Source organism: uncultured Methanobrevibacter sp. (assembly GCF_902764455.1).
In the GTDB taxonomy this organism is placed as follows: domain Archaea; phylum Methanobacteriota; class Methanobacteria; order Methanobacteriales; family Methanobacteriaceae; genus Methanocatella.
The window spans coordinates 1-13,996 of record NZ_CACWVY010000021.1 but is presented as its reverse complement, the minus strand read 5'-3'; the positions used below and the strand labels follow the sequence as shown (position 1 = coordinate 13,996).

General features: G+C 32.1%; 4 protein-coding genes. All 4 read left to right on the top strand.

Annotated elements, in window-relative coordinates:
* Positions 1–6: 6 nt before the first annotated feature.
* Positions 7–6,213, top strand: coding sequence for an Ig-like domain repeat protein (locus tag QZU75_RS07925; protein WP_296882841.1), 6,207 nt, complete (start codon positions 7–9; stop codon positions 6,211–6,213).
* Positions 6,147–6,503: an Ig-like domain-containing protein gene (locus QZU75_RS07920; protein ID WP_296882839.1), complete on the top strand. Its 357-nt coding sequence runs from the start codon at positions 6,147–6,149 to the stop codon at positions 6,501–6,503. Before QZU75_RS07925 ends, QZU75_RS07920 begins: the two co-directional genes overlap by 67 nt.
* Complete coding sequence (locus QZU75_RS07915) at positions 6,484–7,251, top strand: Ig-like domain-containing protein (protein ID WP_296882838.1); 768 nt, start codon at positions 6,484–6,486, stop codon at positions 7,249–7,251. Before QZU75_RS07920 ends, QZU75_RS07915 begins: the two co-directional genes overlap by 20 nt.
* A gap of 373 nt (positions 7,252–7,624) precedes the next feature.
* Positions 7,625–13,996 (top strand): right-handed parallel beta-helix repeat-containing protein (locus QZU75_RS07910; protein ID WP_296882836.1); only part of this gene is annotated, 6,372 nt, incomplete at its 3' end.

The following is a 13,996-nucleotide window of genomic DNA, read 5'->3' as shown; positions in this document are numbered from 1 at the left end:
GTAATTATGAGGTCATATAATAAATATTTAATCGCAGCGGTTTTGCTGATTTTCATATTTTCTATAGGAAGTGCATCTGCGAGCGATTTTGAAAATACAACTCTCAATCACATTAGTCCTGATAATGGGACAGTTGTTTTATCAGAAAATAGTGATAATGTGATTGGAGACACATTAGATGAAATTACTGTTGATAATTGGGATGATTTGCAGGAATATTGTTCTAAAAGTGATAAAAATTATGTGTTGAAACTGAAAGAAAATACTAATTATTATCCGACTGATTTAAAAGATTCCAGTTATCAAATTCAGGTAAATAATAATGTAACAATATTGGGAAGTTCCGGTGCATACTTTGGAGATTCATCTCCTGATGCCAGATCTATCAGTTATTTGGCTATAAATGTGCCTGAAAATTCAGGTTTTGGAATCACTTTAAAAAACATTACATTTAAATGGATTTCAACAAGTTTCATGCCTGATGCAGTATTTTTGCAAATGGCAGGAAATGCAAATAACATTATTGAAAACTGTGACTTTTTAAATTGTACACTGACAGGAGGACATTCCTCTCTTGTATATTTATTGAGAGGAGATGTTACTTTAAATAATTGTTCATTTAAAAATATTCTCTCTGACTTTGGATGTGTAAGTTTATATGACCCTAAAGATAATCCTATGGATGTATGTACTAATGCACGTGGTGAGATAAGTAATTGTTACTTTGAAGGTAACTATGCTAGAACTGAACCTGGATGTATTAATAATTGTGGTGTACTGACAGTTACTAATTCCACTTTCTATAGAAATACTGCTTCAAGATGGGCTGGTGCAATACATACTCATGGTGGTGCAAATACTACTATATATGATTCTAACTTTACTGATAATTTAGCAGGTTGGAATGGTGGTGCACTATATACATATAGTTATTTACAAATTTATAATACTATATTTATTGGTAATAACTGTACTACTAATAATGGTGGTGGTGCAATAGGTGCAAGTAAGTATTTACATTGCCCATATATTCATATAGAAGATTCCCTATTTGAAGATAATGAGAATCTATGTTGGGGATTGGATGAACTATCTACTACAGGTACTGGTCGTGGTGGTGCTATATCTTTAATGGATGAAGGTGCACTAACTGTATTAAATACTACATTTATAAAAAATAGTGCTTCAATAGGTACTGCCATATGTGCCATTGCACAAGGTCAATATGGTTCACCTGATGTTACTATTATAGGTAACAGGTTTATTAATCATACTCGTGTAGGTGATGTATTAAATATCAAATTAAACTATAATTCTGATTGTGAAATCAGGGATAATTATTATTTGGCAAATTCCATAGAATTTGCAAAACTTAAACTTATAGCTGATGAACGTGTTGGTGATGAGGTAACTTTACATGTTGATGTAGCCTTAAAAAATCCTGATTTTTATGATTCAGATATTTTAGAGAAATCTGGTTATGATGTTTACATGGATGGGCAATATTTAAAGACTGTTAATTCAAAAGATTTTACAATAAATTTAAAAAACATTGAAAAAGCCCAAGTTTATGTAGTCCCATCTATATCAATTAGTAAAAGTAGCGAAGTTTCTGTTGGTATGCCTATAGAGTATATGTATCTATCACAAAAATCAGGTAATGACAACAATAACGGATCTAAAAATGCTCCAGTAAAAACTTTCGCAAAAGCAATTGAACTTGCAAATGCAACTGGGAATATTATAGTCATGGATGGAACATTCTCAGAAAAAAATCTTGAAATTAATTATGATTTAACTATTGCAGGTGAAGATAATGTTGTAGTTTCATCTAAAGGAAATGTTTTTAATGTTGGCAATGTTGAGCTGTCACTTAAAAACATAACATTTAAAAATTCTAAACAGGCATCATCTTCATCTGAAAGAATTATAAAACAGAGTGGAGGATTTTTAAATCTTGAAGACTGTACATTTGAATCAAATTCATATAATACTCTTATTGAGTCTTCTGCATCAATTGAAGCTAATAATTTAAAATTCATAAAAAATAATGCAATATTGATTTTAGCTGATGATTATAAAATCACTTCTTCTGTTTTTGACAGTAATGTTGCCAATACAAAAACCAAAATGTCTACATTGATTAAATCCAATAATGGCCAAAAAGCATTCATTTCAGATGTAAGATTTTCAAATAATACTGTAATTGACGGATGTGTTTATTTTTATGCAAAATCGACTCAAAATATATTAACAGTAACTGATTCAGCATTTATAGGAAATAGTGCTAATGAAGGATGTTCATGTATTTTAATGCCTTATTCAGGAGGGCTGCTTGATGTAAAATCATCATTATTCATTAACAATACTGATTCCAGCAGAACAGGTGCATTGATTTTAACATCAACAGAAGTCCATGTCACAGATTCAATATTTTTACAGAATACTATAGCAAATTCAAACAATGCATTAATCAATGCTAAATCTTCTGCCAACTTAAAGAATATTTATTGTGACGGTAATTGGTTTGGAAATACTCAGGAAAATTATAATATTTCTCCACAAATCAGTTCTTCATCAAAATGCAGCTATTGGCTGTACTTGAATGCATCAGCAAATACAACAAAGATGTTTATAGGAGAAAATGCAAAGGTCAGTTTTGATTTAAATAATATATATAATAAAAATGGCGAAGCGTCATACTGGGATTCAAGTAAATTGCCAACTGTGGATTTATCCATTTCAACAGTTGGAGGAAAATCCAGTGAATCATATGTTACTCTTATTTATGGAATGGCAAATACAATCTATACATTAAATGAAGTAGAAGGCAAGTTAATTGCAAGTTATAATGGTTTTGAAGATGTAATTAATTTTACAAAAGCCAGATTAGATCCAAAAATGGAAGTAACATTCAATAACATTTCAGTTGATGATGATGAAATAATTGCTGTTGCTTTAATTGATGATGCAACAGGTAATTTAACATTAACTTTTGGAAATACTACTAGAACTCAAGATATTACAAATCCAAAAACAACATTTACTTTATCTGATTTATCTGCAGGTGATTATACTGCTGTTATAACATATTCCGGTAATAAATTTTATGAATCAGCTGAAAAATCAATTCAATTCAGTGTAAATAAATATAATTCAACAACTGCAGTGTCTGCCGGTCAAATTGAAGTTGGCCGTGATGTAACATTAACAATCAATGTTTCCCCAAGTGTAACCGGAAACATAACTTTAATCATTAACAATAAGGAAGAAACTTTAACTCTTGTTAATTCAAAAGCAAACTATACAATTAACTCAATAACAAGAGGGGATTATGATATTAAAGTATTGTATAATGGAAATTATAAATATTTAACAAGTCAGGACTCCATCAAATTCTCTGTAGACAAACTGAACACTACAATTGCAGTTAATGTTGAAGATATTGTTTACGGGCAAAATGCAATAATTGAAGTTGTTCTGGATGATGATGCAACAGGAAATGTGACTATTGCTATGAATAATGAGAACACAACATCAGAAATTATAAACGGAAAATCTCTATTCAATATTTCTAAATTAAATGTAGGAAATAAAGAATTATTCGTTTATTATGGTGGAAACAATGTTTTCAATGCTATAAATTACACAACTTCATTTAATGTTTTAAAAGCCTCTACTACATTAACAATTAATGCAAATGACATAATGATTGGACATGATGAAAATATTGAAGTGATTGTTGAAAATGGTGTTGATGGAAACATTACAATCACATGTGCCGGCCAAAGTATTGTTAAAACAATTCCACGTACTGGAAAAGTTTCATGGAAACTTTCAAACCTGCCTGTGGAAAAATATGTCATTTCCGCTATTTTAATAAGTGATAATTATTTCAATGTTGAAAATACAACAGAATTTAATGTTTTGGATTATGAAACTCCATTATGGCCGAATCAGGGATATGATATTCAAAACACTGGAAAATCACCTTATGATACTGATTCAAATGGTGCAATCCTTTGGAGTTATAATGTAAGTGGTGAAATCACTGGAAATCTGGCAATCGACTGTAATGGCAATATCTATTTAGCTACCTCAACTGCTGTTTATGCATTAAATAATGCAGTTCAATTATGGAATTATACTCAAAAGTTTGATGGCAGCTTCTATGGTGTAGCTATTGGTCGTGATGTGATTATCGTGCCTGAAAACGGAAATACTATTCATTTCATCAATCAGACAACAGGTGAAAAATTCGGCAGATCCAATATTTATCAGGGTTCCAGCTTATTTGCACCGGTAATTGATTCAAATGCAAATATATACATTTCCAGTGAATATCAAGTCTCATCATCTGACTATAAACTGGTTATAATTCCATATTCTCTCTGGGAAAACGGTGGAAATCCAACAATAATAAGTCTTGGAAAATCCCAACCTGTTTCTTCTCCTGTAATTGTTAGTGAGAGTACTGCAGTTGTTTCATGTGATGACGGTCTTAAAATAATTGATTTGGATAACAAACAAGTCATGTCTAGTATTCCTGGTAAAAATAATGGAATTCGTCCTGTTATGGGTCCTGGAAATATGATTTATGCAGTATTGGATGACAATATCGTTGAGATTACTCCTGACGGAAATCAAATCTGGAAAACTAAAATAACTGGGGGTTCTGGTAGTTATCTTGCATTGGATGATGAATGGGGATTATATTCCATCAATTCTCAAGGAAATCTGTACAGATATGATTTGATTGATGGTAGTGAATCATTAATTTCCAATCTGACTTTCACTTCTGGTATTTTAGTTGGAAATGATGGAAATATTTACGTTGGTTCAAATAACATGTTATACTCATTTGATAGTGAAGGTAATGTAGTGTGGAAGTCTGATATGGGATTAGAAATAATCGGCACTCCTATAATAGGTAATAATGGCTTAATTTATGTTGCTACAAATGGGTCTATTGCAGCATTATCATCAGCTAAATTAATCAGTCCTGATATTACAATTAATGTTACTGATGTGTCTGTTGGACAAGACGTTACAATTACTGTTGGCATAAATAACCAATGCATTGGTGATGTCATCATTAAAATTGATGGAAAAACTTATACTGATTCAATAAATAATCAAGGAATCATTGTTAAAACCCTTTCTGATTTAAACGTTGGAATTCATACAGTGGAGGTGTATTATAATGGTGATGCCAGATTCACTGGTCAATCAGTATCATCTAACTTCACAGTTAAAAAATCTGTTACTGCTTTAAATGTCAGTTCTGAGGATATTTTTGTTGGTGAAAATGAAACAATCAGCATTATAATGCCGAATGATGTTTTAGGCAATGTTTCATGTGTAATTAATGGTAAAAATTACTCTGCAAAGGTTAATAATGGTATTTCAAATATAACTATTTCAGATTTGGAAGCCGGAAAGTATGCAGTAACTATTAAGTTTGAAAGTGAAAACTATGCTGACTGTGAAAATATCACTTCATTTATAGTATCTAAAATTAAGCTATCTCAGGATGTTTTAAATGTTAACGGAACAATATTTGCAATTTCACTTCCTTCTGATGCAAAAGGCAGTTTGATTGTCAATGTAAATGATAAGGCTTACACTCAGGAAGTAATTGATGGTAATGCTATTTTAAGCATATCTGATTTGCATCCTGGTGATTATACTGCATCTGTTATGTATTCTGGTGATAATAAATATGAATCTGTTATTTTCAATAATGTTTCATTAAATATAGATAAATTGCCTTCTGAAATATCTGTTATTGCTTATAATATTTATGTGGGTGATGTTTTAACTGTTAATGTTACAGCATCTGTCAATTCCGGCAAAATAACATTAACATTGAATAATAAAACTTATGATATTACCATAGAAAACGCTTTTGCAACATTAACTGTATCTAATTTGGAAGCAGGTAGCTATGCTGTTGTTGTTCAATATTCCGGTGATGATACATACAATCCTTGTGTAAACACAACTTCTTTCAGTGTTTTAAAGGTTGATGTTCCTGTGACTAATGATATGAGTCTGGTGATTCTTCTGTTTATAGTATTTCTCTTCCTGTTGATGCTACTGGTACTTTTACTGTTTGTGTTGATGGTGTTAATTACACTGCAACTTTGGTTAACGGTAAAGCTTCTGTTAATGTTTCTGATTTGTCTGAAGGTAGTCATAATGTTACTGTGATTTATTCTGGTGATGGTAAGTATTCGGCAATTTCTAAAAGTGCTGTTGTTTATGTTGATAAAAAGGATAATGGTACTGCTGAGAAGATTTCTTCTGATTTAATTATTGGTGTTTGTGATATCTTTGTTGGTGATGTTGCTTCCGTTAATGTTAAGGTTTCTGAAAATGCTACTGGAAATATAACTATAACTGTTGATAATCGGGATTATTCTGTTGTTGTTGATAATGGTGTTGTTAATCTTGATATTTCTGGTTTAGGTGTTGGGGAGTATGTTGTTGTTGCTAGGTGAGTCTGGTGATTCTTCTGTTTATAGTATTTCTCTTCCTGTTGATGCTACTGGTACTTTTACTGTTTGTGTTGATGGTGTTAATTACACTGCAACTTTAGTTGATGGTAAGGCAAGTGTTAATGTTTCTGATTTGTCTGAAGGTAGCCATAACATTACCGTAACTTATTCAGGTGATGCCAAATATTCACCTATAGTTAAAAGTTCTGTGATAACTATTGCACCTCCGGTTAAATTGGCAGGGTCTAATTTATCAATGCTTTATACAAGCGGTAAGTACTATAAGGTTAGATTAACACAAGGTGATCTTTCATTGGCAGGTAAAAAGGTTAAAATAATCATCAACAGTAAAACCTATACAAGAACTACTGATGTGAACGGTTATGCTTCAGTTAAAATCAGCTTGCCTCCAAAAACATACAAAGCTCAGGCATTTTACGGTGATTTAAAGGCGACTAATAAAGTAGTTGTAAAAAGCATAATTTCCGCTAAAAATATCAATGCTAAAAAATCCGCTAAGAGCATTATGATCAAAGTTACCTTGAAAAAAGTTAATAATAAGTATCTCAAAAACAAGAAAGTGACTTTAAAATTCAACAAAAAGACATTTAAGGCCAGAACCAATAAAAAAGGTGTTGTTACATTCACTATCAAAAAGAATGTGTACAACAAACTCAAAGTTGGTAAAAAATACTCTTATCAGGTTACTTATGTAAAAAGTACAGTTAAGAAAACTATTAAACTTAAATAAATGGGAATTTTGTAATTTCTCGTTCTTTTCTTTTTTTGCATATATACTGGCTTTAAATTAAATATTAAAATATGATGTAACTATGTTTATATTGATGGAATGGATAATTATTTTCTGATTTTCTTTTTTTCTCATCAATTTCTGTAGAGTATTCTTTTTCTAAATGATATGTAAAAATGATTGTTTAGGAGGTTATTCATTTATAATTTATACTTAATTTTTTTTCATTTTAAATTTTATCTTATAAATTTTATTTTTTTTCAATTACAAATTAATTTATATATTAGTATGCATATATATTAAGAATGTAAAGTTAAATTTAGTTTTATTTATGTTAACTTTATATTTAAATAACATTGAATCGAGTGATTGAATGAAGATAAATAAAAAAAATATTTTTATTTGCGCAATATTGGTCGTAATGATGCTTTTATGCGTCAGTGCGGCTAGTGCAAGCGATGCAACTGATGATACGCTAGCCAGTGATGATGCTAGTGTTGAATTAGGTGCAAGTGGAGATACTATCTATGTGGATAGTTCTTCTACGACTGACGACGAACAAGGAACAGAGAGTAATCCTTATAAAACAATTTCTGCCGCTGTTAACTCAGACAAAGTTACTGGTGGGGAAACTATTTTTATAAAAAATGGAAACTACTCTGTAAATGAAACAATAACTTTTACAAAATCTGTAAATTTACTTGGTGAAAGTAAAGACGGAGTATCTGTCAAATCAACAATGAATTCTGAAATCTTTGTTGGTACTGATGATGGTCTTGTACTTTCATTTACTAATTTAAAAATTGCAGATTCTTCAAAAACTGGTGGAACTGGTATTTTAAGATTCACCGGTGGAAAAGTAATGAATATTGACTTTAACAACTGTACTTTTGAAAATATGACAAATAAATATGGTGTAATGCAATTCGCATCAACTGGAACCATAAATATTGACGGATGTACTTTTTCAGATATTAAATCTTCAACTACAAATGGTGCAGGTGCAATATATGCTAGTAATGGTGGAACAATCAACATTAAAAACACAGTATTTGACAATTGCAGGTTAAGTGTTGCTTCCGGTCAAATGGGAGGTGTCATTTACTTGACAAATGGAAATATTGTCTTAAATATGGATAATGTAACCATTCAAAACTGTATTTCACCAGCAAACAGTATTGTACGTTCAACCGGTACTGTTGACATTAAAAAATCTAAATTTGTAAATAATACTGTTCAATTATCATCTGCAGGTTATGTTGGAGAAAGTTTATTCTATATTGGTGCTAGCGGACAAATGACTATGGAACAATCTATTATTGCTGATAATACTGTTGCTAAAAATGTAGTTTATTTAGGTTCCTCCGCTAAGGCAACCATGAATTATAATAACATTTATAATAACACTTTCAATGCAACTTATGAATCTGGTTTTAAAACTAACAATGGTGCTGCAGATGTAGAAAAAAATTACTGGGGATCTAACACATTACCTAAAGGTGTAAATGCTACAGTTTGGGCTGTTGAACAACCAGATGGTACTTACAAATTCAATAATGGTGAAGCGATAGATAAAGAAATTCCTGGAATTGATGGGGGAGAAACTCCTGAACCAACAGTTCACGATACTGTTTATGTTGATTCTATAACTGGTTTAGACACTAACGATGGTCTTACTGAAGCTGCTGCTGTTAAAACCATTGAAAAAGCTGTTGAATTAGCTAGTGATTTATCCTATGATTTGGATGAAGGGGATATCTGCAAAATTATCGTTAAAGAAGGAACCTATGTTGAAAATGCAATTACTATTGGAGATAGTGTTATTTTCCTTACCACCGGTCCTGTAACTTGGGATGCAAATGGTAAAAGAACATTATATGTCAAAGATGGTGCTGAGGTAAGTCTTTCAAACATTACATTTATTAATGGTAATGAGACTTATAATGGTGCTGTAATCCGTCAGGATTATGGTGTTGTAACTATTGACAACTGTGTATTCACAAACAATGGTGGAGAAAACAGACAAGCTTTAATTCAAAATAAAAATGGTAATTTAACAATTATTAACTCTGTATTTGATAAAAATACTGCACATAAAACAGGTACTTCATACGGAAACATTTATGTATCTGGAGGAAATTTATATGTGGAAAACTGTAATTTCACTAACAACTACAATAAATATGGAGTATTTTATATTACTCAATCTCAAGCTGAAATATACAATTCTTCATTTATTGGAAATAATGCTACTTCCTCATCTGGAGGTTCTGGTGCTGGTATTTATGTAGGTGGTACTTCTACTACCCAAAGTAAATCTTCTGGTAAAATTACTGATGGTATTGCTTCTAATTTAATAGTTAAAAACTGTGAATTTATTAATAACACTGCTTTTGGCGGTACATATTATGGCGGTAACGGTGGAGCTATCTATGTAAACAACAATGTAACTGTTAGTATTGAAGATTCATTATTTAAAAACAACGTTGCTATTAGTGATGGGCAAACTGGTAAAGGTGGAGCAATTTTTGCTTCTGCTGGTGATATTACATTAACTGGATGTGTATTTGAAAATAATGCTGCTGAAGAAGGCGCAGAATTATATTTAAAATATTATAATGGTACTACTTCTTCTCCAATAGTTAGTCCAGAAGAGGTAAATATCTTGGATATTAAAAATTCAATATTCTATGATGAAAATGAGGGCATTATTGTATCTGATAATTCTAATTATACTGTAGATATCAACGAAAACTACTGGTCTGGTAATGATAATCCTGCAAGTAAAGTGTCTGAAAACATCAATATTGAAAATTGGGTAATCATGGATGCTAAAGTATCTCCTGATGAAGCTCAAGTAGGAGATAATATCACTATTGATGTTGCTTTCGATAAACTTCAACATGCTGATGGTACTGTCAGTGAATATGCAGGTACTTTACCTTCAGAAATAATTGTAACATTCACTTCCACTAGTGGAAAATTAAATGAAACAGTAACTACTAAAAATGGTAAAGCAAGTGTAAATTATACAATTGATGCTGATGATGATGCTATTGTCATTGGAGATGTAACTGTCCCGTTAGTTGCTGGAATTATTTATGTATCTCCTGAAGGAAATGATACTAATGTTGGTACCGAATCAAAACCTGTTGCAACAATTGCTCATGCTATTGACATTGCACCTAAAGGAAAAATCGTTTTATTAAATGGTACTCACAAAACCGGTGATTTAGGTTCAATCTACAAAGACTTAACCATTTCCGGTCAGGGTGATGCTATTGTTGACGCTCAAAACAACAACAGAGTTTTATACGTTGGCACCTCCGGAAATGTTGTAATCGAAGGAATCACATTAATCAACGGTTACACTTCCGATGAAAGCGGTGCACTCTTTGGAAACTCCGGAAACTTAACAATAATTAACTGTATTTTAGCTAATTCCACTTCCTCCAAAAACGGTGGTGCAATCTACAATGCAGGTAATTTAATTGTAACTGATTCTACTTTTGAAAACAATAAGGCTAGCCAAAACGGTGGAGCAATATTTACTCAAAATGCTGGAACTGGTCAAACTCCTACTTTAGCTGTTACTAACTCTGCATTTACCAACAATGGCGCTGCAGGAAACGGTAACTTCGGTGGAGGAGCTATATTTGTTCAACAAGCTGCTGACGGATTAAGCATTGAAAACTCAAACTTCACTGCAAACTATGTTGAAAAGTCAGGTGGTGGAGCTGTAGAAATCGTAAATGTAAATGTAGCCACTATTACAGGTTGTAACTTTGTAGCAAACTCTGCTAAAGGTGAAGACTCTGAAAGTAACTATGGTGGAGGAGCTATTAGCTTTGTTGGAGCATACTCTGATAAAAAAGAAACCTTAACAGTTTCTGATTCATTATTTGAATTAAATACTGTTGATGGTCTTGGTGGAGGAGCTATTTATGCAAGAGCTTCCACTGTAAATGTTGATAGTTCAGTTTTAATTGGTAACATTGATGATTCAAATTATACTATTTATGCTAGAATCACTAATTATGTCACTCCAAGTGTAACTGTAAACGATAACTGGTGGGGATCCAGTGAATCACCTAAATCCTCTGTTTCAGATAAAGTAACCTTAAACAGATGGGCTGTTTTAACAGTTTCAAATGATACTGCATTTGTTGAAGGTAAAAACGTAACAATCACAGCAGACATTAACTCATACACTACAGGATCTGCTGTTGGAACTTTAACAAAACCTATTAGTATAGCACGTGATGTAACCATTGAAACTTCAGCTGGAAATATTGAAGGCACATTGGAAAACGGTGCATTCTCTACTGTATTTACTGTTCCTGCTGATTTAAAATTCGTTGATGTAACTGTTGACAATCAAAAAGAAAACTTATTCATGGTTTCCAGTGGAACCACTGTTAAACTTAACAATGTTTCTGCTAAAAAAGCTGAAAGACCTGTTTACATTATTAATGTGACTTCAGCTGATGGAACTATTGTAAACCAAGGTGCAGTTGAATTATTCATTAACGAGGTATCTATGGGTATTTTAGATGTTGAAAACGGTACTGCTAAAGGTAAATTTGTTGTATCATTAGCAGCAGGAACTTATGAAATTCTTGCTAAATATACTGATGAAGCAGGATTATTTGAAGAAAGCTTCGGTACTGCTACATTAACAGTTTCAAGCACAAGAAACGATTACATCTACAACTCCAACTTCCACGACTACTTCGATGAAGACGGATACATGTATGAAGATATTCCATATTCAAAATTATTATTCCGTGATGATTTCAACGCTACCGGTTTAGGTCTTGACACAATTACTATTACAGCTCCAATGACCTTTGATACATATTCAAACTTTGGTGTATTTGATAATATTACATTTAAAGTTACCGGAAATGATGTTACAATCAAGTATATTGTTTTAAATCTTGAAGGTGACCACGGTGCTGCTTTCAATATTGCTGGTGATGATGTAACTTTACAGTATGTAACTGTTAATTATGATACTGTTAAAGACACTAATGCATATGCAGTTTATGCATATGATGTTGATAACTTCAGATTGTTATCCTCAGATGTCAACTTTAATAGTAATTCTATTGGAACTCCTGGATACACCCAACACGCTGTTCAATACCGTGACTGTACCAATTCTGCAGTAACTAAAAGCACAATAAATGCTAAATTGCCTGCTTGTGATGTGGATTATTATAGTGGGGCAACTGGTGTTGACCAAGATTTAGTTTTAGCTATTGCTATTCAGGGTGGAGAAAACAATAAAGTCACAACCAGTGAAATAAATACTGATGTAGTTGCTACTTATGGTAATTTCCCAACCGTTGATTCAATTATGGCTAATGGTGTAACTAATTTGGAAATCAGTAAAAATACCATAGTTCAAACTGACTTCTCAAATGACGGTGCAGGATACTCAAATGCTGTAGACTTATACTTATGTGATGATGCAAAAATATTAAACAATGATATTTTAGTAAATTCCACTGCTGGTGTAGACGGACATGGTAGTGCATATCCAGTTCAACTTACTGGTCCTTACACTGGTGTTTTAATTGATGGAAATACATTAACTTCAATTAGTAAAGGTCCTACTTTAGGTATTTATTCACAAAACTATAACGGTGCAACTGAACTTAATATAACAAATAATGCCATTAATGTAACAGGCTTAGCTACTAATAGTAGTAATTGGGCATTAGTTTCAGGTATGGAACTTCAGGATACTGTTGCTAATATATATGGAAATACCATATATGCACAAAGTATCGGTGCTTATGATGATACCAACTATTTATTTGGTATAAGCTATGCTCAATGGGATGAAGCATATGGTGGTTATGACCATACATATGATATAAGAGACAATGAAATATTTGTTGATGGTAAATATACAGTATACTTCCCATATGCAAAAGATTCAAGTGTAATTGCAAACAATTTACATGCTCATGAATTATGGGGTAATGATGCAGCTACTATCTTAAAAGGTGAAGGTAATGTAATCAGAAACAACTATCCTCCTTATACTGCTGAAGTAATCATTGACGCTCCAAATGCATTTAAAGGACATGAATATGTAATTACTGTGACTGTTACTAACGCAACCGAAGGGTATGTCGTTTTAAAAGTAAATGAAAAAGAATACAAAGATTTACAAATTGTAAATGGTACTGTATCTCAAGTAGTTGACTTTGCTGAATTGGTTGAAGGTGCAATTAACAATGTATCTGCATTTTATGGAGGTAGTGAAGCTGTCAACCCTGGTGAAGCTAATGCAACATTCATAATTCTTGATGGTGTAATTACTAACTCTACATTCTATAATTACTTCGATGAAAATGGTTACTTGTTGCCAACTCCTAATGGAGTTACTTTGGACTTCCAAGGATTGTTCTTAGGCAAATATCCTGTATATATTGATAAATCTGTTAATGTTGTTTCATCTACTGGTGATGCTTTATTCGATTGTGGTGCTTCTTATGCTGGTAATGCTATTAATTCATTTAATATTGTTGCTGGTGGAGATAACACTAATATAACTGGATTAGACTTTATTAACTATTGTTTATACATTAAAGGTGCTTCTAACGTAACTGTTGATGGCGTCAGTATTGTCGCTAATAAACGTGGTGTCGGTTCTGGTACTGGATTCTTGTCTATCCACACTGGTGCTTATAACACTCTCGTTAAAAACGGTTACTTTGAAAATGGTGGA